The following is a 21,400-nucleotide window of genomic DNA, read 5'->3' on the forward strand; positions in this document are numbered from 1 at the left end:
GGTCGACCGATCAAAAACGCTATCGGTCCCGGTCGGCCGTCGTTGGGACGCCTCGACAACCGTGACTCCGGCAACTGAGTGGCCGCCTCGAGACCGTCGCGTGGTAATCGCGCGTTACTGGCACGACGGTTCCGTCGTCGCTCGAAACGGTCACGGGCGCTTTTGCCCGGCCCGTCGAACCGACGAGACGCATGAGTGATTCGAACCGGGACGACCGCGAACCGGACCCCGCCCCGGAGGCGAAGAACCCGGGCGAGGAGACCGGGACCGCCGTCGACTCCGGCACCGGCGTCGGGGACCGCGACCGGGGCCGAGACCCCCGCGACGAGTCGACCCAGATCGTCACCGAGGAACGCCGGCGCAAGACCTCGGTCGTCAGCGCCGTCGTCGCCGTCCTCGGGGCCTGGGTCGCACTCTCTGTCCTCCTGTTCGACACCGGCGAGATCGCGCTGTGGAACAACGTCCTCGTCGGAGCCGTCGTCGTCCTGGCCGCCGGCTACAACCTCTATCGGCTCTCCAACGACGTCCCGCTGAGCGTCGGAGTCGCGTCGCTCGTGGCCGTACTCGGTATCTGGCTGATCGTCAGCGCCGCGTTACTGGGGATGCCGGCCGGCGCGGGACTGGCGGACAGCCCGTTCTGGAGCACCGTCGGCTCCGGGTTCCTGATCGCCGCACTCGCCGGCTACAACGCGTACGAAGCGCGGGAAGCAAGAGCAGTCGCGACCGAACCCGAAGCCAGCGCGTAGGTCCGCGCGTCGGTTTCAGTCCCGTCGGGTGGCGTCAATCGCTCGCTTCCGCCGTTCCCGCCCGGGAATCGGACTCGAGGCTCGACTCGAGTCGACGAAGGCGGTACTCGGCGGCGTGATGTCGCGTCGCGACGACGGCAAAGGCGATCATTACCCCGGCGAAACCGACCGCGATGAGCGGCGAGAGGCCGTTGACGAGGCTGTTGGCGAGTTGTCCGAGCGCGAGCGCCAGCGGCCCGACCGCGAGCAGGAAACTCTTCGCTGGTGCGGCGCGAAACAGTTCGACGAGCGACGGCGATGAGCGGACGGACATGGAAAGACGTGGTTACGATCCCTTCGTGGGAGTCGACGTATCCCTTTTGGTTCGCCGGTCGGTCGCCGGCGACGAGCGGGCGCGTTCAGGGCCGCCGACGTCTCGAGGGGAACGGATTTCGTGGCAACCGATACGTTCATTCCCTCGGCGTCGCAACCCTCACGTATGCGGATTCGCGAGTGGCAGGACATTCTCGAGGACGTCACCGAGCGGGACGTCGATCCCGAGGGCTGGCGTGCAGTCGCCGGCGACCGTGCGGGCGGCGTCGGTGAGGACATGTACCTCGCGCATCCAGCTGCGGGCGTCTTCTTCCTCAAGACGTACGCGAAAAACCCCTTCGAGGTCCGCGGCGTCGGCACCCAGGTCGCGCGCAACTTAGACGACGAGATCGGTTCGTTCCTCCCCGAGGACGACGCCGGCGGCCGCTTCGCCGTCCAGTCGCCGCCGGAGGACGAAGAGGAAGCCGAGACGGTCTCCAACCGCCTCGAGACGGTGCTCGAGACCCACGCCGACGCGCCGACGCGGCCACAGGACCTGTTCGACGACGTCATGGAGGCCTTAGAGAGCCCCGCGTTCGGTCCGATGGAGTACGACCAGTACGACCGGCCGGACGAACTCGAGGGGCTAAACGAGCAGTTCGAAGAGGCCGACGAACTGCTGAACGCCGAACTCGAGGACCTCATCGAGACCGACGAGGTCGACCGCGGCTTCATGTAATTGGCTTCGGGAGCGACCAACGGGGCGAGGGGCCCTGCGGTCGCGTCCGATGGGCCTTTGAACGCGGCTTGCGACGGACTAGCCATGACTACGAGCGCCGCGGACGTCGTCCGCGACTACTACGACGCGCTGCGGGCCGGCGACCCCCTCGTCCCGTACTTCCGCGACGGCGAGACCACGGTCAAGTTCGGCATCAGCGAGGCCCTGTTCGGCACCGAGGCGGTGGCCGACGCGCTCCGCGAACAGACGGCGACGACTGACGAGTGGTCGGTCGAGAGCGAGCGACTGGTCGTCGACGAGCGCGAGGGGTTCGCGACGTTCGCCGACGAGGTGACGATGGCCTGGACCGACACCGATACCGGCGACCGCATGCGATTCGACACCCGCTGGAGCGGGACGCTGGTGCCGAGCGCGGACGCCGACGGCGAAGGAAACGCGCCGGACTGGCAGTTCGCGACCATGCACGTCAGCACGGCGGACGAGCTATGAGTCGCGGGCGCGATCCCGGCTCGGGGAGGGTCGACGACCGCGGCCTGACACGCCTCGGCATCGGGTTCGTCCTGCTGGTCGGGGTCTCGGGCGCGACGATGGCCCTGCAGGGCGGTGCCTCGCTGACGATCGCTGCCGCCGTGATCCTCGGCAGCGTCGGCTTCGGCGTCGTGTTGCTCTGGTATCTCCGCCGAACGATGCGCGAACTCGAGCCCTCGAGTCGACGGCGACGCTGACACGCGGGAATCGAAGCCGCCTACCGCGTGACCACCCGACGGCAGCAATCAGCTGGCTGTAGCTGGGACTGCGACGTCGTTATCCGGCATCCGGTACGAGTCGAGACACCGTTCCGCACCTGGCCAACTACGTGCAGTGGCGCGCGCTGTCGAGCGGCCGACCGAAAGGGAGGCCGCTCGACCGACACCGTGCGAGGGATGAGCGACCAACGGGAGCGAATCGGTTGGGGAGGGCGTGGCTACTCCTCGTGTCCACGATAGCAGGACGCTTCGTCTCGACAGCCTCCGTTCGAACGGGCAATTCAGTCCTCAAGTCCACGATAGCATCGAATGCTAGGGATCGATCCGCTGAAGCCACAGGTCGGGCGCGTCGAGTTCCTCGTGGGTCGGCAGGTACTCGGGACCCTGCCAGACGACGCTCGCAGCCTCGAGGTCGCGGGCTGTGACGACGCGTTCGAAGAAGTCCTTGCCGCGCTCGTACTGCCGGCGTTTCAGTCCGAGGCCGAGCAGGCGGCGGAACAGCCGCTGGATCGGGCCACGCCCCTTGCGGCGGGCGTCGAGTTTCCGGCGGAGGTCCTCGTACTCCTCGTCGAACGCGTGATCCATCAGGAGTTCGGCGTACCCCTCGACGACGGTCATCGCCGCGTCGAGTTCGCGGAACGTATCCCGGTCGAGACGGCCGTCCGAGAGATTGGCGATGCCCTGTTCCATCCGGTTCTCGAGGTGGTCCGAGAGCCAGGGTGCGGCACCGAACTCGGCGGCGTGGGTCACCTCGTGGAAGGCGATCCAGCGACGGAACCGGTCGTACTCGACCTCGAGGGTCTCGGCGGCGTTCACGATGTTCGGCCGAACGAAGTACAACGCGTGGTCCTCGTCGGGTGCTTCCGCCAGCAGGAGCGGATCGTACTGCCCGAGGACGTTCCGGCCGAGAAACGACAGCAACACGGTCATCGTCCCGGTGTTGATCGTCCGGGCGACGCCGGGAAAGTCGTCGGTGTGGGGCTCGAGTGCGCCCATGACGCGTTCGAACGTAGAGACGTTGGCGTCGATCCAGTGGTGGCGGTTCTGGATCTCGACCGTCTCGGGGACGTCGAACTCGACGCCCGAAACGGTCCGTACTGCGGCTCGCGCGTCCCGAACGTCGCGGGCGTAGGCCTCGCGTTCGCCGGGCTCGAGCGCGAGCGAGCCGGGGTCGGTCGCGGCCTTCGCGGCTTCGGCGGCCGACCCCCAGTCGATCGCGTCGGAACCGGACGCCCCGGCAACGGCCCGGGCGCTACGATAGAGGTTCACAACAGGGGTACGGAGGCGGAGCGCAAAAGCGTTCGGCCGCTCGTGCCCACTCGAGAACGGCGTTCCGGAATGGGACTGACGTACCGCAGACCGTGTCAGTTGACGATGACGTCCGGTTCTTCCTCGGGCTCCAGTTCCTCCTCGTCGTCGCCGCGGTACTTCCTGACGGCGACGCCGATAGCGACGAGCACCGCCAGCGCGACGACCGCACCGATGGCCTTACCCGGACCGGAGCCGTCCTCACCCTCTTCCTCCTCGAGGTCCTCGTACTCCTCGTCGACCTCGAGGTCGGCTCCCCCGCCGATGGGGAGCGCATCGCCGATCGTTCGGGGGCCGAACTGGTGGTCACCGTCGAGATGCAACTCGATGAACGTGAACTTCTTATCGCCCATACGTAGGTGGTCGGCGACCGGCCACTTAGCCGTTTGGCCGACTCGCCGCGGCTGATACGGACCGCCGTCGCGGGACGCGATCAGCCCTCGTCTTCCTCCTCGCCGCCGGGCCGCTCGCCCTCCTCGTCGGTCCCTTCACCGGGTTCGTCGGTTTCGTCCTCGTTTTCGGGCTGGGCGGGCTCCTCCTCGACCTGGTCGGACTCCGGTTCGTTCTCGCCGTCCTGGGGTGTCTCCTCGCCCGGCCCTTCGTCGCCGCACCCGGCGAGCGCGACGAGCGAGCCAGTTGCGGCCAGTCCCGACAACCTGATCGCTCGTCGCCGACTCCGATCCGGCTCGGTTCGGTCGTCTCGAGTCCCCCTCATGGTCACCGGCGGTTGGCCACCGCCGGCCAAAGCCCCACGGCTTGCGAGCCTCGCGAACGTCGTCGGACACCCCGTATGGTCACCGTACCACACGTCGCAGCCGTCCTCGGCGGGGGCAGGACCGGTACGATTAAGTGTCCATCACCTGCGGTCTTTCGTATGAGTGGACGACCGCTGGACGTCCTCGAGGCGTCGCTTGGCGAACGCGTCACCGTACGGCTCAAAAGCGGCGACGAGTACGTCGGTGAACTCACGGGCTACGACCAGCACATGAACCTCGTTCTCGAGGACGCGACGATTCCCTCCGAAGCGCCCGTTCCGGAGTCCGAACGGCCCGAGGAAGCGGAATCGACTGAGGAGCCGATCGAAGACACAACCATTATACGCGGCGATAACGTCGTTTCGATCACTCCATGACTGGTGCAGGAACCCCGAGCCAAGGAAAGAAGAACACGACGACCCACGTCAAGTGTCGTCGCTGCGGTGAGAAGTCCTACCACGTGAAGAAGAAAGTCTGCTCGTCGTGTGGTTTCGGCAAATCGTCCAAACGCCGCGACTACGAGTGGCAGTCGAAAGCCGGCGACAACTGATTCTCCGATCGAGACTTCTGTCTCGTTTCTCGCAACGTTTCGACGACGATCCGTGAGCCGTTCGGTCGAGTCGCCTCTCCCCGTCGGTCGTCGCTGACTCACCCCGCCGACGCCCGATGGACAGCCATTAGTCCCGGGCCGCGAACAGTCGGATATGGAGACGACACAGGCCTTCGTCGGCCTCGAGTGCGTCGACTGCGGGGCGACGTTCGACGCCGCCGACGCGACGCATCGCTGTCCGGACTGCGACGGCATCCTCGATCCGCAGTACGAGTACGACGCGATCGACCTGGATCGCGAGACCCTCGCGTCACGGCCGTTCGACTCGATGTGGCGCTACGAGGAACTGCTGCCGTTCGCCCGCGAGGCGGCCGTCACGATGGACGAAGGAGCGACGCCGCTGGTCGAGTGTCCCAGCCTCGCCGACGAGTTCGGCGTCGGGCGCGTCCTGATCAAAGACGAGGGGCGCAACCCGACAGGCACTTTCAAGGATCGCGGCCAGACCGTCGCCGTGACGGCCGCGACCCAGCACGGCGCGAGCGAGGTCGCCCTCGCCTCGGCGGGCAACGCCGGGCAGGCAGCGGCAGCCTACGCCGGCCGCGCGGGTCTCGAGTCACACGTCTACCTCCCATCCCGGTCGGGCTTTACGAACAAGGCGATGGTCAACGTCCACGGCGGCGACATGACCGTCGTCGGGGGCCGGATCGGCGACGCCGGAGCCGCCTTCGAGGAGGGGCTCGCGGAACACGACGACTGGTATCCGCTGCAGACGTTCGTCACGCCCTACCGCCACGAGGGCAAGAAGACGATGCTTTACGAGATCGTCGAACAACTCGACTGGGAGACGCCCGACGTCATCACGTACCCCACCGGCGGCGGCGTCGGCCTCATCGGCATGTACAAGGCCGCCCGGGAGTTTCGCGACCTCGGCCTGATCGACGAGTTGCCGGCCCTGTACGCCGCCCAGGCCTCGGGCTGTGCGCCGATCGTCGAGGCCTTCGAGGAGGGGCGAGCGGAACACGAACCGGTCGAACACCCCGACACGATCTGTGGCGGCCTCGAGATTCCCGATCCCGGCGCGAGCCCGTGGATCCTCGAGGCGCTCCGCGAGACCGACGGCGGTGCGGTGGCGACCGACGACCCGGACATCCTCGAGGCGGGCGTCCAGGTCGCCAAACGCGAGGGCCTCGAGATGGTTCCCAGTTCCGCGGCGGCAGCGAGCGGTGCGTGGGAACTCGCCGAGCGCGGGGAGTTCGACGGCGACGAAACCGTCGTCATCCTCAACACCGGTGCGGGGAACAAGGAAGCCGACGTGTTGCGCAGCCACCTGATGAGCCAGGGCGTGTGAGCGCGCTCCGGGTCGAGCACGAACGGGTCGATCGATTCGACCCGCCATACTATCCCGCCGAATCAGGTTGTACTTAGGCCAAGACGGGCCAAAATATCCGATTTGGCCTTAACGGTTTTGCGTCTTCACTCGGGACCACCAACCATGAGTCTCCTCGCGGAGTTCGACGCGGCATCGCCCGACCTCGTCCTCGGGCAGACGCTCCAGGCGATGCCGTCGCTCACTATCGACCTCGAGCGTCAGTACGCGCTCGATCCGTCGCGGCCGATCGCGTTCTGCTGGGCCACCTGTGGTGACTTCTCCCGCCTCGAGACGACGCTCGAGGAGGACGGAACGGTCGACGAGTTCCAGCGTCTCTCGCGGTCCGACGAGGTGGCGCTGTACCGGGTCATCGGGGCCGACGGGGGTGCCATCGACGCCTACAGCCGGTGGGTCTCCGTCGGCGGCGAACTGCTCGAGTGTCACGGCACCGACGGGCGGTGGGAACTGTCGATGCGGTTTCCCGACCGCGACGCCTTCTCGGAGTACCACGGCTTCCTCGAGGCCCGCGGGGTCGACCTCGAACTACACCGACTGGCGAACGGCGAGGACGTCCGTACCGACGCCGGCGGCCTCACCGACTCCCAGCGGGAAGCGCTGTTGCTCGCGTACGAACACGGCTTTTTCGACGTCCCACGCGAGACGACGCTCACCGCCATCGCCGAGGCGCTGGACATCTCGAACCAGGCGGTCAGCGAACGCATCCGTCGGGGACAGGCCCGTCTGGTCGAAAAGCACCTCGTTTCCGACTGACGCGCTCGAGCACCCGAGAGTCGGTGTCTCGGGTCGCTCCGCTACCGCCGCTATCGCCCACCCAGGTCGCGACTTTCGTTCGTACAACATTCACCGAAACGATATTTCTTGCTGGCGAATCCACGATAGGCGTACCACCGGTCTTATACGGGGTGACGGCTTCGTACGAGTGATGGCACCCCGAGCACCCTCCAGCCCCTCGGACGAGGAGCCTCTCTCGGTACGGGTCGTCCAGGAGATCGCAGCATACGACGACGTCGACCCGATGGACCTCTCGCCACCGCTGTACAGCAGCATCGATCCGACGGCGCTGGATGCCCTCTTCGAATCGACGTCAACGACCGGGAAACGGTCCGGCCAAGTCACCTTCGAGTACGAGGACAAGCGAGTCGCCGTCGCGAGCGACGGCTCGATCGAGATCGAACCCCAGCGGACGGCAGGCGAGCCGAAGACCGAATGAAGTACTGCCTGCACTGCGACTGGTTCGCGGACGCCACTACGAGCGAGCGGGACCCGTCACGGCTGGCGCTCGAGCACTTCGTCGAAACCGGTCACACGATCGACACCAGCGACTCGGTCGGGAGACCGACGCCGCCGGCGATCTGCGAGGCCGTCGTCGTCCGGGATCTCCTGGATCCGGCCGATGACACCTCCCACACCGAGTCCGCCTAGCTACCAGCAGGTACCGACCGCGCGACGATCGGCGTGTTTTCGACCGGCACCCGTCCGTTACTGACGATCGACGAGTTCCTGTAGCCGCGGGAGCACCTCGGTAACGTCCCCCCGTCGGACGACGTCCGCGATGGAGTCGCAGGGCGTCTCCTCGAGATTGACGACGGCGACGGTCGCCCCGGCGGACGACGCCAGCCGCGGGAGGGAGGCCGCCGGTTCGACGACCAGCGAGGAGCCGATCGCGAGGAACACATCGCTCTCGCGGGCGAGCGAGCGCGCCCGCTGGATGACCGCGCCCGGGAGTTGCTCGCCGAAGAGGACGACGTCGGGTTTGTAGACGCCGCCACACTCGCAGGTCGGCGGCAGTTCGCCGTCGGCGGCGCGCTCGAAAATCGGGTCCCCGTCCCGACGTCGCCTGCAGTCGACGCAGCGAACCCGCTGGGAGTTGCCGTGTAACTCGAGCACGGTCGGCCCGTCGCCCCCGTCGCCGTCGGTGCCGTCGTTCGACCGATCGGCGTCCGACTGGTCACCGACGATGGCGTCGACCGCGTCCCCGTGAAGGCCGTCCGTGTTCTGGGTGAGGATCGCCTCGAGGTAGCCGTCGCGACCGAGTTCCGCCAGCGCCTCGTGGGCGGCGTTGGGTTCGTACTCCCCGTCGAACAGCTCGCGCTGGAGTTCGACGCGATCCGCCCAGAACCCCTCGGGGTCGCTCCGGAACCGGCCGTAGGTGAACTGGCCCTCCTCGAAGCGGTCCCAGACGCCGTCGTCGCCGCGGAACGTCGGCACGCCCGACGGCGCGGAGATGCCGGCACCCGTGAACGCCACGACCGTCGCCGACCGATCGATCTCGGCGGCGAGTGACTCGAGATCGTCCATACGCGAACGTCGGCGTCGAACGGCAAAAACGCGCAGGTCCGACGGCGGCGTCGTTCCCGGCTCCGCTTCCGGCGGACGCAGAACACATATGAGCACAGAACGAGAAACACAGCGACACAGATGAGTAGCAAGACGATCAGTCTCCGCGAGGAAACGTATCGTCGGCTCGAGCGGGCGAAACGGGACGACGAAAGCTTCAGCGACGTCGTCGATCGGCTGCTCGTCGACGAGGAGAACCCGTTCCGTGAACTGGTCGGCTTGCTCGACGAGAGAGAAATTTCCGACGTACGACGGGAATCGAAGGCGTTTCGCGCCGAGATGAACGATCGGTTCGACGCCCGCGATACCGACCACGAGTCTACCGATGGTGTTGATCGATAGCTGCTTTCTCATCGACCTCTTCGAGGAAGATCCAGGGGCAATCGCGAAACTCGACGAATTCGACTGGCACGACGCGTCGGTGTCGTCCCTCACCTCCACGGAAATCGGTCGTGGCCTTCCCGAATCTCGTCGTGATCGATTCGAGTCGATTATCGAACGTATCGACGTCTTACCGTACGGATTCGCAGAAGCGAGGCGAGCGATCACGGAACAACGCCGTCTCCAGCAGGAGGGAAGGACCATCGGGGCAGTCGACGCGATGATCGCGGCGACAGCGATCGAAGCGAACAAACCGGTTCTCACGCGAAACGTCGCGGAGTTTCGGCGAACGCAGGCCGAGGTAACCCCGTACTGAGCGGGCAGCGCCGACGGCCCCGAACGGTTGCGCTTAAGTTTCGCCTGCGTGAATCGGGTGGTATGCAGGATAGAACCTACACTGCCGACGCCGAACCCGGCGACGAGGTAACGGTCGCCGGCTGGGTCCACGAGATCCGTGACCTCGGCGGTATCGCCTTCCTGATTCTCCGTGATACGTCCGGCAAGATCCAGATCAAGTTCGAGAAAGACGAGATGGACGACGACCTCGTCGAGACCGGTCTCGACGTCGCCCGCGAGAGCGTCGTGACGGTCTCCGGTGCGGTCGAGGAGGAGCCGCGTGCCCCCACGGGCGTCGAGGTCGTTCCCGAGGACCTCGAGGTCGTCGCCCCGGCCGATCCGGAACTGCCGCTGGACCCCTCCGGGAAGGTCGACGCGGACCTCTCGACGCGGCTGGACAACCGAACGCTCGACCTGCGCAAGGAGGCGGTCCAGGCGATCTTCGAGATCCGCGCGGAGGTCCTGCGTGCGGTTCGCGAGCAGTTCCGCGCGTTCGACTGCACCGAGATCAACACGCCGAAGATCGTCGCCACCGGTACCGAGGGCGGCACGGAACTGTTCCCGATCACCTACTTCGGCGAAGAGGCCTTCATGAACCAGTCGCCCCAGCTGTTCAAGCAGCTGATCGCCGGTTCGAACGTCGAGCGCGTCTTCGAGATCGGCCCCATCTTCCGTGCCGAGGAACACAACACGCCCCGACACTTGAACGAGGCGACCTCGATCGACTTCGAGGGCGCGTTCTGTGACGAGCAGGACGCGATGGACGTCGCCGAAGGGATCGTCCGCGCGGCCTACGAAGCAGTCGACGAGAACTGCAGCGAGGAACTCGAGGCGCTCGGCCTCGAGGACGCGTTCGAGGTGCCCGAGGAAGAGTTCCCCCGCATCTCCTACGAGGAGGCCATCGAACGGATCAACGCGACGGGCGAACTCGACGAACAGCTCGTCTGGGGCGACGACCTCCCGACGGAAGGCGAGAAGGCCCTCGGCGAGGACGTCGGCACCCACTACTTCATCACGGACTGGCCGAGCGAGATCAAGCCGTTCTACATCCAGGACCACGACGACGACCCCGACCTCTCGACGGGCTTCGACCTGATGCACCCGCGGATGGAACTGGTCTCGGGTGGTCAGCGCGAACACCGACACGAGCACCTCATCGAAGGGTTCGAGCAGCAGGGACTGGACCCCGACCAGTTCGAGTACTACACGAAGATGTTCAAGTACGGCATGCCGCCCCACTCCGGCTTCGGCCTCGGCGGCGAGCGCCTGCTCATGACGCTGCTCGACCTGGACAACATCCGCGAAGCGGTACTGTTCCCGCGAGACCGACAGCGGCTGAGCCCGTAAGGGCTCGCCGGTGTCAGTCGAGCGGGAACTCGGAAGTCGCAGCCCGGTAGCGAGCGAAGCGAGCGACCCGGAACGTCTTTCCGGTGTTCCCGCGAGATCGCCAGCGTTTGTCGCCGTAGGCGACAAACCTGGGAGCCAGCAAGGCGTGCCGAACGGAGAGAGCCACGCCTTGCAGGACCGGCAGCGGCTGAGCCCGTAGGGCTCGCCGCGGCCCGTCAAGCGGGAACTACGGACTGAGTTCCTTCCCACGCCGTTACGGGATCTCACCGACGTGATCGTCTCGAGCCAGCGCAGTGACGAAAAGTGGGGGACGAATCGTAACCAGGTGGCCGGGAGGGCACCGTCCCGGGCGGTTCGGATGCGGCCGGGGTGTCAGTGACGGCCGCGTGGAGTTCCGCGCGGGATCAGAAGATCCCGCCGCCGGTGTCGCCTTCCTCGGTCGAGTCGAGGTTCTGGGCGAGGTTCTCGCCGACCACGTCGTCGCCGAGGAATCCGAGGTGGCTGCTGACGCTGTCGGTAACGTCGACGTCGACGTAGTTGTCCGGAGTGTCGCCGGGACAGCCCGAGCCGTCGTTGCCGAGCGCCGCGCCGCCGATGCCGCCGTAGGCACTGCCGACCGTCGAGTCGTTGTTGGAGTGGTAGTTGCGAACGACGCCGGCCCCCTCGACGATGCCGTCGTACCACTCGCCGCTGCCGAACAGGCCGTCACAGACCATGTCGCCGTCGGCGGCCGCGCCCAGGGGTGCGATAGTGTCGATTTCGTAGCTCGAGCCGATCTTGTCGGCCGCCCAGAGCACGCAGCGACCGCCGAGCGAGTGACCCACGAGGCGGATGTTCCCGCCGCCGGAATCGTAGAAGTCCTCGGCGAGTTCGGCCGTCACTTCGCCGACGTCCTCGGTGTCGCTCTCGGCACCGGGGAAGTTGAACGTCGTCGCAGGCCACTCGAGGGCGACGGCCTCGTCGGGTTCGTAGCCACCGGCCTCGAGGGAATCGAGGACGTCTTCGGCCTGACTCTGGACGGTCGTGTCGCCGAACCAGCCGTGGATGAACACGTACAGTTCGTCCGCGACCGGTAGGTCGTCGTCGGCACTCCAGCCGAAGAGCCCTTCCTCGACTTCGATGACATCGACGTCACCGAACCACTGGGCGGACGCCGATCCGGTGACCGCCGTCAGCCCCGTCGCCGCGACGGCGGTCGTCCCAGTTGCCTTGAGCATCGTTCTCCGCGTCGTCGATCGTGAGTCGTCGGTCCGTTCCGTCTCTGGATCGTGGTTGTCTGCCATGCTACAGTGAATCAATGAATAATAATATGAATATAGCTAATTCTTCTATGTTGAATTCGTTTATATCAGGGCACCAACTTAATCAGTATAACTGACATTTCCCCAGTAGCCAACGACGAACAGGACGGAACTTCCGCACTAGGCATCGTGTGGAAAAAGAAATCGTCGATACCAACACCATCACGGCGTCTATCCGGCCCCGATTCGATTACCGTTAGACTAGTACTGTTACTTATTTCACAAAATACTTATCAACAACAATATCTCAATTGCGTCGTATGAAACGGGTGACGTACACTGTCTCACCGGAGTCGGGTCACTTCGAACCGGCGGAGAAGCGCTGCCGTGAGAACGGGATCCGATTCGAGGCCATCCACGAGGCCGACCTGCTCGAGGATGAGACGGTGAATCTCCTGCTCGAGGTTCACAACTCGCCGCCCCAGATCAGGGCGGCGGTGCCCGACGACCTCCCCCGACTCGTCGACCGGGTGCTGAGTACGGACGGCGACCGGACGATGGTTCAGTTGCGGTACGAACCGACGGCGACGAACCGCCGGTTCCTCGAACTGTTGCGCACTCACGGGGTGATCGTCGAGTATCCGATGACGTTCGTCGCTCCCGATCGATCGATCCTGCGGGTCAGCGTCATCGGGCCGGAAACGGAAGTCCAGACGTACGTCGACGAGTTGCGCGGGTTCGCTGACCTGAGCATCGAGAGCGTCACCGAGTATACCCCCGATGGGTGTACGGACGCCGATATTCTCACCGAGCGACAGCGGGAAGTGTTACGGATCGCGTTCGACCGGGGCTACTACGAGAGTCCTCGCGAAGCCACCTACGAGGACATCGCCGCCGAACTGGACTGCTCGGCGAGTTCCGTCGGGCAGATCCTCCGTCGCTCCGAGGCCGCGCTCGTCTCGTCGACCGTCGCCGACCGACCGTCACCCTGAGACGCGTCGTACTCCGATCCGGCGTCCTGACCTGTACTCAGCTTCGGGCCGGAACACCGCCGACCCCCCGCCGTCCGAAGACGCCGTTCGTCACCCACCGCCCGGTTTTTCCGTCGGGCACTGCCCCGTACTCGGTTGCGTCCCGCTCGAAAACGTTCAGAGTTATACCGTCGCGGTGGGAACTCCCCCCAATGCGTGACGAGGCGACGGCGTTCGTCCCCGGCCACATTACGGGGTTTTTCAGCGCTTATCACGACGAGGATCCGACGAAAGCCGGCTCGCGTGGCGGTGGACTGACGCTCACCGACGGCGTCGAGGTGACGGTCGAACCGGCCGACGGGACGAAATCGACCGTCCGTCTCGACGGCGAGCGGATCGACGTCGATCCCGTGACGACGGTCCTCGAGGCGTTGAACGCTACCGCTCGGGTCGAGGCGACGTCGGAACTGCCGATCGGGTCGGGTTTCGGCGTCTCCGGTGCGATGGCCCTCGGGACGGCGCTGGCGGCCAACCGGGTCTTCGAGCGCGGGCTCTCGGAAAACGAACTGGTGACCATCGCCCACGGTGCCGAGGTCCAGGCGGGGACCGGGCTCGGCGACGTTGTCGCACAGGCTCGCGGCGGCGTTCCGCTCCGGCTCGAGCCCGGCGGTCCACACGAGAACGAACTCGACGCCATTCCCGCCCGTGCGCGCGTAGAATACGTTTCATTCGGCGAACTGTCGACGGAAGCCGTGCTCTCGGGGGACACCGAGACGTTGACCGCAGCCGGCGACCGGGCGCTCGCGCGCGTCGTCGAGGAGCCGACGCTGACGTCGTTCATGGTCGCGTCCCGCCGGTTCGCCCGCGAGGCCGGCCTGTTGACCGACCGCGTGACGGCGACCCTCGAGGACGTCGCGGCCGCCGACGGACAGGCGTCGATGGCGATGCTCGGCGAGACGGTGTTCGCGCTCGGGACCGGCCTCTCCGACGCCGGCTACGAACCGTCGGTCTGTGCGGTGCATCCGGCCGGCGCGATCATGAAATAACCCGCCAGGACCGAACGCCGCCGTTTTCATACCTGAAAACGGTTGTGGCCGGTCGGGGAGCCGTTTAAAGGGCTTCGGTAACCGAACCGGGATCGACGGTTTCAGCGGTGATAACGTCCGGGACAAATAAAGATCGATTGACACCTGGCCAAAATTTTATTTAACGTTGATCTAGTTATCAAGCAGATTTCGAATGGACTCAGGACTGAGCGCTCACCAAAAGCTGTATCGACTCTACGAACTGTACGTCGGCGAGCCAGACTCGCGATCCGACGTATACGGCTACTGGCTGTTTATCATCGGCTACCTCGTAGGAGCCGCGGGAGTACTCGTATTCGTCGTCAGTTACGCCGGGCAAACGGAAGCGTACGGCCTGATCAGGGTGTCGTCAGCCATCGCCGGAACGGGAGCAGCGGTGGGATTATTCGGTATCGTTCTCATGCTACCGTTGCGAAAACGGGGGATACAGGCCAGCGTGATCGGACTGGTAATAGCTCTCGCCGGCGTGGCGGTCTCCGCGTGGGCGTATCCGGAAGACTGGCTCGGGCACGGGATGGACCTGACCGTAGAAGCCGTCGCAATTACGTCCGCAGGAATCGGCATTATGGCGGGTGTTGCTTTCCTCGTCCCGTTCGTGACGGGCGAACGCGGGATGTTCGTCGAGGACGTCGGGCAGGACGAGGATCCGCCGATCATGACCGGCGACGCCCTCGAGGGCGCGCAGTTTGCCGTCTTCCGCGACGAGTCGGGCGACTGGAAGTGGCACGTGCTTCACCTCGAGGCGCTCGCGGCGAGCGACGAGCGAGCCCCGACGCGGCCCGACGCGACCGAGGACATCGAACGCGTCCAGTCCCGGATCAGTTCGGCCGGGCTGCTGGAGCTGACGACATCGGCGTTCCGGCTCTACGAGGACCGCGACGGAAGCTGGCAGTGGACGCTGGCCCGCGACGACGGCAGCGTCGTCGGCAGCTGTGCCGGTGAGTTCCCGACCCGTGACGACGCCGAGGAATCGGTGAGCTTCCTCAAGGACGAGGGTTCCGAGGCCGACGTCATCGAGATCGACGGTGCCGCGTTCACCTACGAGACCGAGCGGGACCGCTGGCAGTGGACGCTGATCGACGACGAGCGGACGCCGCTCGCGCGCGGCGACGACGATCACGCGAATCAACAACAGGCCGAGGAAGCCGCACGCTCGTTCGCCGAACGGTTCACCGACGCACGCGTTCTCGACGTCGAACACGTCGGTGCCGAACTGTACGAGCGTGAGGGCGCGTGGGCCTGGCGGTTCGTCGACGACGAGGACGAGGTCGTCGCCGAAAGCGCCGATACGTTCGACAGTCGCCGCGACGCGGAATCGGCCGTCGAGGCACTGTTGCCCGAACTCGAGTCCTCGTCGGTCGTCGTCGCCGGCGAGCCGAGTTACGAACTCTACGAGGTCGGCTCGGACTGGCAGTGGCGTCTCGTCGACGCGACCGAGACCGTCCTCGCTCGAAGCCCCGACGACGGTGCTCACGAGACGATGGCCACGGAGGCCGACCAGTTCGCCGCTCATGCCGAGACGGCCGACGTCGTCGAGATCGACGACGCGGAGTACGAGGTCTACCCGGCCGAGGAACGGACTCCGTCGCCGTCCGGCGACGACGACCTGCCGGCACGAGCGGACGGCCAGGAGGCGAAAGCCGACGGTGGCACGACGCTCGAGTACGAGGAAGAGGACGCGGGTCCCGACTGGCACTGGCGGCTCGTCACCGAGGACCGAGAGGTCGTCGCCGCGAGTACCGAACCTCACTCCGACGCCGAGGCAGCCGCCGAGGCGATCGAACGGGTTCGCGAGCAGGCCAGCGAGGCCGAACTCATCGAGTTCGAACACGCGGCGTTCCAGGTCTACGAGGCCGACGACGGCGAGTGGCGCTGGCGGCTGATCGACGAGGACGGCAACGTCCTCGCGGACAGCGGCGAGGAACACACCACCCGGAGCGAGGCCGCCGAGGCCATGATGACGCTGAAGGAGGAGGCTCCCGAGGCCGAACTGCTCGAGATCGAGACGGCCGCCTTCGAACTGTTCGTCAACGAGGACGACGAGTGGGGCTGGCGGCTCATCGACGAGGCCGGGAAACTGGTCGCCGAAGACCCGTCGACGCATCCGACCCGCGGCGCGGCCCGGAAGGCGATGAACCGGCTGCTCGAGCACCTCGATTCGGACGTCCGGACGATGGAACGGGCCATCTTCCAGCCCTACGCCGACGACGACTGGGAGTGGCGGTTCGTCATGCCGGCGGGCGAGACGGTCGCGAAAGGGGACGTCGGCTATCCGACCCAGGACGAACTCGTCGACGACCTCGATCGCGTCCGCGACGCTGCCGGTTCGGCACAGCGTCACTCGATCGGCGACGTCATGGTGCAGCTGTACGGCACCGACGAGTGGCAGTATCGGCTGCTCGACCGCGACCGGGAGAAGCTCGCCGACGCGACGGTTTCCTACCCCAGTCAGGACCGTGCGACGGCTGCCGTCGACGAGATCCGCTCCCACGCGGCCGACGCACCGGTGTTCTCCATCGAAGACGCCGTCATCCGACTCGACCGTGACGACGACGGCTGGCGCTGGCGGCTGGTCGACCGCGAGCGCGAAACGATCGCGAGCGCCACCGAGGCGGTCGGCGACAAGGACGCGGCCTACGACGTCATCGAGGAGGTCCGCCAGCTGGCCCCGCTGGCGGGCCGGGTCGACTTCGACGTCGCCTCCTTCGAACTCGCCGCCGACGACGACGGCGAGTGGGGCTGGCGGCTGCTCGACGAGGACGGCCGCGTCGTCGCGACGGGCACGGAGCGCTACGAGTCCAACGAGGCCGCCCGCGACGCCCTCGAGGACGTCCGCGACGTGATCGAGGCCGCGAGCATCCTCGAGATCGACGAGGTGTCCTTCGAACTGCACGCCGCGGACGACGGCGACGGCTGGGTCTGGCAGCTGATCGACGAGTACGGCGCGACGATGGCGACGAGCACCCAGACCTACGACACCCGGACGGCCGCCCGCGAGGCGATGAACGACGTGAAGGCCCACGCCCCCGACGGCTGGATCACCTTCACGGACTGACCGGGCTCGAGTCGCCGTCCGGTGACGGTGACTCGCGTTTCGCACCTGAAACAGCCGGGCCGACCACGCTCGGTCGCCCCGGATCGGTCGGCTTTTTAACACTCGTCGCCAGGTAACGGCCGTGAGCGACGACGATACGGTCCCGGCGGACGTCGAGCACGAGGCGGAGATTCCGGAGGACCACCCGCGGTACCAGGACCTCCTCTCGCGCCACCGCATCGAGGAGGGGATCGAGAAGGGCATCACCCATCTCCAGGGGATGCACGCCGAAGGCCGGGGCAGCGCCTTCGACTACCTGCTGGGCGAGGAGACCATCGAGAGCGCCGACGAGGCCGAACGCGCGGCCGCGGCCCACCTGCTGCTCGCGGAGAAGCCGGTCCTCTCGATCAACGGCAACGTCGCGGCACTCGTGCCCGAGAAGATGGTCGAACTCGCCGCGGTCGTCGACGCCGACCTCGAGGTCAACCTGTTCAACCGGACGCCCGAGCGCATGCAGGCTATCGCCGACCACCTGCGCGACCACGGGGCCGAGGACGTGAAGGGCCTCGAGGCCGACGCCCGCATCCCCAATCTCGACCACCAGCGCGCGAAGGTCGACGCCGACGGCATCTACGCGGCCGACGTCGTGCTCGTCCCCCTCGAGGACGGCGACCGCGCGGAGGCGCTCGAGGCGATGGGCAAGACCGAGATTGTGATCGACCTCAACCCGCTCTCGCGGTCGCCACAGGTCGCCGACGTACCGATCGTCGACAACATCCTCCGTGCGGTCCCAAATATGGCCGACCACGCTCGCGACCTCGCGGACGCCGACGCGGCGGAACTCCGGGCGATCGTCGAGGCGTTCGACCGCGAGGCGGCGCTCGAGGCGGCGGAGGAGCGGATTCGGAACGGGTTGTGATCGGCCACGTAGAGCCGTCATCGTTCTCTCGGCGCTCCGAGACGGTAGTATCGTCCCCGTTAGCAGATGTGGCTGCGCGTCGGTCCCGTGACGGTAGCCGACTCGCGACTCGAGTAGTACCCCCATCCTCGAGTCGAGGCAGCCACCCCGGGCGTCGGCGTCCGCATTCGGCCGACCGGCCCGACGAAACGACCGGTCGCCGTCCTCGTGAAACGGCGTTAGGGAGACTCTCGAACCACTCGCCCGAGGATCGCCGCGCCGTGAGAGACGAGGAGTCGGCGAGCACGCGAGACAGCGGATCGCAGGGATCTATCAGTCAGCAGGCATGCAGCCGCCGGTAACACCGTTACCCGCGCGTCCGATCAATGACGGGCCATGACCGGACCGCCGGACGTCTCCGACGACGACGACGTACTCGTACAGCGGACGCTCGACACCGAGCAGGACGCTCCCGCGACCCAGCTCGTCGATACGATCGCGCAACTCGAGCACAGCGACCCGCTCGAACTCTCGCCGGTCTACGACTGCATCGACAGCCTTGTTACGGACCTGTTCTCCTCGCCGCCGCCCGCCGAGGCCGACGCCTGCCTGACGTTCACCTACCAGGGGTACCGGATCCACGTCCAGCAGGACGGGACGGCGACGATCATGCGAGCCGCGAGCGACGAGCGGTAACGGGGCGACCAAGTAGTGGTGACAGCGGCCCTGGGGCCAACGATTATTGCGCCGGCGTTCGAAGCGGGAGCTAATGCCATCGCTCGAGCCACCGTGTCTGCGATCGGAGCACGCCTCGAAGGGAGCCGCGAAGGGCGCGAAAGTCGGGAGCAAGGTCGGCAAGGTGGCCGGACCGGCCGGCGGTGCCGTCGGTGCCGGCGTCGGCGCGGCGACCGGCTACCTCGCGGGAACGGCCCGCGACCGGCTTCCCTTCTAGGCGCGACCGACTCGTTCGCACAGTTCACAAAGGCATAAATCCATCCGCTGATTCCGCTCAGATAGTGATGGATACCTACGACCTGATTACGCGCAACGCCGAGGAGGTCGTCACGGAGGAGGAACTCGAGGAACTCGCCGACGATCCCGACGGTAAACGGGCCTACGTCGGCTACGAACCCTCCGGCGTGCTCCACCTCGGCCACCTGCTGACCGCGAACAAGCTCATCGACCTCCAGGAGGCCGGCATGGAGGTCGTCGTCCTGCTCGCGGACGTCCACGCCCACTTAAACGACAAGGGCACCTTCGAGGAGATCCGCGAGACCGCCGAGCAGATGAAAGCCCAGTTCATCGCGTACGGCCTCGAGGAGGACCAGACGGAGTTCGTCTACGGCTCGGAGTTCCAGCTCGACGAGGAGTACGTCCTCGACCTACACGAACTCGAGGTGTCGACGACGCTCAACCGCGCCCAGCGCGCGATGGCGGAGATTCAGGGCGGCGAGACCGCCAAGGTGAGCCACGTCGTCTACCCGCTGATGCAGACGCTGGACATCGAGTACCTCGACCTGGACCTCGCCGTGGGCGGCCTCGACCAGCGCAAGGTCCACATGCTCGCCCGCGAGGAGCTACCGGAACTGGGCTACGATGTCCGTCCCGCCCTCCACACGCCCATCGTCGCCGACCTCACCAGCGGCGAGGGGAAGATGTCCTCGAGCGAGGGCGTCACCATCTCGATGGAGGACTCCACCGAAGACTTAGAGGAGAAGGTCAACTCGGCGTTCTGTCCGCCGACCCGCGACCCCGAAGGCGACCTCGAGAACCCCGTCCTCGAGCTGTTCGAGTACCACGTCTTCCCACGATTCGACGAGATCGTCGTCGAACGCCCCGAGAAGTACGGCGGGGACCTGACCTACGAGGCCTACGAGTCGCTGGCCGAAGACCTCGAGTCGGGCGAACTCCACCCTGCGGACGCCAAGAGCACGCTGGCGAGCTACCTGGACGAACTGATCGCGCCGGGTCGCGAGAAGCTGCGCGAACTCCGTTCCTGAAGGGGTCGCTACGAGCGGCGAGCGGTTCACACACCGTCGCGGTTTTTCGTCTCAGATCCTGACGAACGAGACAGGCGAAGGTGATTCCGTTCCGCGCTTCCAATTTCGGTAGTCGGTGGCGCGCGCTGTCGGCCAGCCGAGCGACGGCGAGGCTGGCCGACAAAATCGTGCGAGGGATGAACGAGCGACCGACGGGAGCGAGTGAATCGGCTGGGGAGGGCGTGGCCACCCCCCGTGTCCACGATAGCAGGACGCTTCGTTTCGTCATCCTCCGTTCGAACTCACCGGTCAGTTCGCAGACCAACTGATTGGTCAGATACGCACTGAAAGAGCCGTTCGAACTCGAGCCCCCGAGGGCCGTCCTCGGATTACGACTCCGCGATCGTCGGGACGCGGGCCTGCTCTTCGACCACGTCTGCACCCTCCTCGAGCGCCTCGAGCAGCAGGTCGACGTACCGGTCGCGGCTGATCGAGGAGAACAGTTCGTGGCCGCCGTTGTAGAGGACGACGTGTTCGGCCGGGACGCGGTTGCCGATCGCCGCGAAGTCGATCAGCGGGTCGCGCAGCGACGCGAAGACGACCGCATCGTGGTCGATGGCGAGCAGGTCCTGCTGTGCGTGGCGTGTCTCCCTGATGAACGCCGGGGAGACCCAGCGGGGCATCGTCGCGAGCTGGTGGTCGGTCGCCTTCGTGCCGAGGACGGCCTCGTCCATCTCGCCGACCGGCAGACAGGGAAACGAGGTCGGCACTTTCGAGACGGCCTCGAGAACCTGCTCCGACGGGAACCGGCTGCCGTAGCCCCACCAGGGGCTCAGGTAGACGTGGTTGTCGGCCCCGTCGAGCGCCTGGGCGACGAGCGCGCCCGCGCTGTGGCCGAGCAACTGGTACTCCTCGAGGTCGCGGACGTACTCGGCGACCGGCTCGAGCCAGTCGGCCTTGAAGTCCTCGACGTTGGTGGGGAGTTCGAACGCGTGGACCCGGTAGCCGGCCTCGGTCAGCGTCCCGATGAGCCAGCTGACGTTCTCGTGGGTCCAGCGGTTACCCCAGCCCATGACGAAGACGAGTTCCTTCTCACCGTCCTCGTTGAAGACGCGGTGTCGCATATCCGTCCGTTGGCCGGGAACGGATAAAAAGGTGCTCTCTTGACACGTCCCTCGAGATCGGCGGTGATCGTAGCGAAATCGACGATTCCACCGTGTTCCGACGGTCAGGATTCGTGATACGGACGGAAGCGGAACGGAGTCC

The 21,400-nt window shown here is 66.3% G+C and carries 27 protein-coding genes; 20 read left to right on the forward strand and 7 right to left on the reverse strand.

Features of this window, described 5'->3' with window-relative positions:
• Positions 1-191 precede the first annotated feature (191 nt).
• On the forward strand, positions 192-746 hold the full coding sequence (locus tag TX79_RS11815) for an SPW repeat domain-containing protein (RefSeq protein WP_049927642.1): 555 nt from the start codon (positions 192-194) through the stop codon (positions 744-746).
• 34 nt (positions 747-780) lie between these two features.
• Here TX79_RS11815 and TX79_RS11820 read toward each other — a convergent pair whose 3' ends face one another.
• Positions 781-1,059, reverse strand: a complete 279-nt coding sequence (locus tag TX79_RS11820) for a hypothetical protein (RefSeq protein WP_049927643.1) — start codon at positions 1,057-1,059, stop codon at positions 781-783.
• 165 nt (positions 1,060-1,224) lie between these two features.
• Between TX79_RS11820 and TX79_RS11825 the strand changes: the two genes are divergently transcribed.
• The 3 genes from TX79_RS11825 (at position 1,225) to TX79_RS11835 (ending at position 2,501) form a co-directional block, all read left to right on the forward strand.
• On the forward strand, positions 1,225-1,776 hold the full coding sequence (locus TX79_RS11825; RefSeq protein ID WP_049927644.1) for a hypothetical protein: 552 nt from the start codon (positions 1,225-1,227) through the stop codon (positions 1,774-1,776).
• 84 nt (positions 1,777-1,860) lie between these two features.
• Positions 1,861-2,265, forward strand: coding sequence for a nuclear transport factor 2 family protein (locus TX79_RS11830; RefSeq protein ID WP_049927645.1), 405 nt, complete (start codon positions 1,861-1,863; stop codon positions 2,263-2,265).
• Positions 2,262-2,501: a hypothetical protein gene (locus TX79_RS11835; protein WP_049927646.1), complete on the forward strand. Its 240-nt coding sequence runs from the start codon at positions 2,262-2,264 to the stop codon at positions 2,499-2,501. Before TX79_RS11830 ends, TX79_RS11835 begins: the two co-directional genes overlap by 4 nt.
• 333 nt (positions 2,502-2,834) lie before the next feature.
• Here the strand turns inward: TX79_RS11835 and TX79_RS11840 are convergent, their stop codons facing one another.
• The 3 genes from TX79_RS11840 to TX79_RS11850 form a co-directional block, all read right to left on the reverse strand.
• Positions 2,835-3,791 carry a zinc-dependent metalloprotease gene (locus TX79_RS11840; protein WP_049927647.1) on the reverse strand — a complete coding sequence of 319 codons (957 nt, stop codon included), beginning with the start codon at positions 3,789-3,791 and terminating at the stop codon, positions 2,835-2,837.
• 95 nt (positions 3,792-3,886) lie between these two features.
• Complete coding sequence (locus TX79_RS11845; protein ID WP_049927648.1) at positions 3,887-4,183, reverse strand: hypothetical protein; 297 nt, start codon at positions 4,181-4,183, stop codon at positions 3,887-3,889.
• 80 nt (positions 4,184-4,263) lie between these two features.
• On the reverse strand, positions 4,264-4,545 hold the full coding sequence (locus tag TX79_RS11850; protein WP_081655554.1) for a hypothetical protein: 282 nt from the start codon (positions 4,543-4,545) through the stop codon (positions 4,264-4,266).
• Between the two features lie 159 nt (positions 4,546-4,704).
• Here TX79_RS11850 and TX79_RS11855 point away from each other — a divergent pair, with 159 nt between their 5' ends.
• From TX79_RS11855 to TX79_RS11880, 6 genes are all read left to right on the forward strand, one after another.
• The gene (locus TX79_RS11855; protein ID WP_049927650.1) at positions 4,705-4,962 is read left to right on the forward strand and encodes an LSM domain-containing protein; all 258 of its coding nucleotides are present in this window, start codon (positions 4,705-4,707) and stop codon (positions 4,960-4,962) included.
• On the forward strand, positions 4,959-5,135 hold the full coding sequence (locus tag TX79_RS11860; protein ID WP_049927651.1) for a 50S ribosomal protein L37e: 177 nt from the start codon (positions 4,959-4,961) through the stop codon (positions 5,133-5,135). The genes TX79_RS11855 and TX79_RS11860 overlap by 4 nt, the downstream gene beginning before the upstream one ends.
• Before the next feature lie 154 nt (positions 5,136-5,289).
• Entirely contained in the window at positions 5,290-6,483 is a 1,194-nt protein-coding gene (locus TX79_RS11865) for a threonine synthase (RefSeq protein ID WP_049927652.1), read from the forward strand.
• 144 nt (positions 6,484-6,627) lie between these two features.
• On the forward strand, positions 6,628-7,275 hold the full coding sequence (locus tag TX79_RS11870) for a helix-turn-helix domain-containing protein (RefSeq protein WP_049927653.1): 648 nt from the start codon (positions 6,628-6,630) through the stop codon (positions 7,273-7,275).
• Between the two features lie 172 nt (positions 7,276-7,447).
• On the forward strand, positions 7,448-7,735 hold the full coding sequence (locus tag TX79_RS11875; RefSeq protein WP_049927654.1) for a HalOD1 output domain-containing protein: 288 nt from the start codon (positions 7,448-7,450) through the stop codon (positions 7,733-7,735).
• Entirely contained in the window at positions 7,732-7,947 is a 216-nt protein-coding gene (locus TX79_RS11880; protein WP_049927655.1) for a hypothetical protein, read from the forward strand. Before TX79_RS11875 ends, TX79_RS11880 begins: the two co-directional genes overlap by 4 nt.
• A gap of 57 nt (positions 7,948-8,004) precedes the next feature.
• On the opposite strand, the gene TX79_RS11885 is transcribed toward TX79_RS11880, so the two are convergent.
• Complete coding sequence (locus tag TX79_RS11885; protein WP_049927656.1) at positions 8,005-8,823, reverse strand: SIR2 family NAD-dependent protein deacylase; 819 nt, start codon at positions 8,821-8,823, stop codon at positions 8,005-8,007.
• A 120-nt stretch (positions 8,824-8,943) separates the two neighbouring features.
• Here TX79_RS11885 and TX79_RS11890 point away from each other — a divergent pair, with 120 nt between their 5' ends.
• The 3 genes from TX79_RS11890 to aspS all read left to right on the forward strand — a co-directional run bounded on the left by TX79_RS11890 (position 8,944) and on the right by aspS (position 10,926).
• Positions 8,944-9,204 carry an antitoxin VapB family protein gene (locus tag TX79_RS11890; protein WP_049927657.1) on the forward strand — a complete coding sequence of 87 codons (261 nt, stop codon included), beginning with the start codon at positions 8,944-8,946 and terminating at the stop codon, positions 9,202-9,204.
• The gene (locus tag TX79_RS11895) at positions 9,188-9,559 is read left to right on the forward strand and encodes a type II toxin-antitoxin system VapC family toxin (protein WP_049927658.1); all 372 of its coding nucleotides are present in this window, start codon (positions 9,188-9,190) and stop codon (positions 9,557-9,559) included. The genes TX79_RS11890 and TX79_RS11895 overlap by 17 nt, the downstream gene beginning before the upstream one ends.
• A gap of 62 nt (positions 9,560-9,621) precedes the next feature.
• The gene (aspS, locus tag TX79_RS11900) at positions 9,622-10,926 is read left to right on the forward strand and encodes an aspartate--tRNA(Asn) ligase (protein WP_049927659.1); all 1,305 of its coding nucleotides are present in this window, start codon (positions 9,622-9,624) and stop codon (positions 10,924-10,926) included.
• A 404-nt stretch (positions 10,927-11,330) separates the two neighbouring features.
• Here aspS and TX79_RS11905 read toward each other — a convergent pair whose 3' ends face one another.
• Positions 11,331-12,209, reverse strand: coding sequence for an esterase/lipase family protein (locus TX79_RS11905; protein ID WP_049927660.1), 879 nt, complete (start codon positions 12,207-12,209; stop codon positions 11,331-11,333).
• 278 nt (positions 12,210-12,487) lie between these two features.
• On the opposite strand from TX79_RS11905, the gene TX79_RS11910 reads away from it, so the two are divergent.
• The 7 genes from TX79_RS11910 (at position 12,488) to TX79_RS11940 (ending at position 20,155) form a co-directional block, all read left to right on the forward strand.
• Positions 12,488-13,159, forward strand: coding sequence for a helix-turn-helix domain-containing protein (locus TX79_RS11910; protein WP_081655555.1), 672 nt, complete (start codon positions 12,488-12,490; stop codon positions 13,157-13,159).
• Positions 13,160-13,350: 191 nt separating this feature from the next.
• Positions 13,351-14,184: a pantoate kinase gene (locus TX79_RS11915; protein ID WP_049927661.1), complete on the forward strand. Its 834-nt coding sequence runs from the start codon at positions 13,351-13,353 to the stop codon at positions 14,182-14,184.
• A 193-nt stretch (positions 14,185-14,377) separates the two neighbouring features.
• Complete coding sequence (locus TX79_RS11920; protein ID WP_049927662.1) at positions 14,378-17,278, forward strand: DUF1508 domain-containing protein; 2,901 nt, start codon at positions 14,378-14,380, stop codon at positions 17,276-17,278.
• Positions 17,279-17,399: 121 nt separating this feature from the next.
• Positions 17,400-18,176 (forward strand): 4-phosphopantoate--beta-alanine ligase, encoded by a 777-nt coding sequence (locus tag TX79_RS11925; protein WP_049927663.1) that lies wholly within the window; start codon positions 17,400-17,402, stop codon positions 18,174-18,176.
• A 375-nt stretch (positions 18,177-18,551) separates the two neighbouring features.
• Positions 18,552-18,851 carry a HalOD1 output domain-containing protein gene (locus TX79_RS11930; protein WP_049927664.1) on the forward strand — a complete coding sequence of 100 codons (300 nt, stop codon included), beginning with the start codon at positions 18,552-18,554 and terminating at the stop codon, positions 18,849-18,851.
• 73 nt (positions 18,852-18,924) lie between these two features.
• Positions 18,925-19,107: a hypothetical protein gene (locus tag TX79_RS11935; protein ID WP_049927665.1), complete on the forward strand. Its 183-nt coding sequence runs from the start codon at positions 18,925-18,927 to the stop codon at positions 19,105-19,107.
• 67 nt (positions 19,108-19,174) lie between these two features.
• Positions 19,175-20,155: a tyrosine--tRNA ligase gene (locus tag TX79_RS11940; RefSeq protein ID WP_049927666.1), complete on the forward strand. Its 981-nt coding sequence runs from the start codon at positions 19,175-19,177 to the stop codon at positions 20,153-20,155.
• Between the two features lie 368 nt (positions 20,156-20,523).
• On the opposite strand, the gene TX79_RS11945 is transcribed toward TX79_RS11940, so the two are convergent.
• Positions 20,524-21,258, reverse strand: coding sequence for an alpha/beta fold hydrolase (locus tag TX79_RS11945; protein WP_049927667.1), 735 nt, complete (start codon positions 21,256-21,258; stop codon positions 20,524-20,526).
• Between the last annotated feature and the right edge of the window lie 142 nt (positions 21,259-21,400).

The sequence above is a fragment of the Halopiger goleimassiliensis genome (assembly GCF_000455345.1).
GTDB lineage: Archaea > Halobacteriota > Halobacteria > Halobacteriales > Natrialbaceae > Halopiger_A > Halopiger_A goleimassiliensis.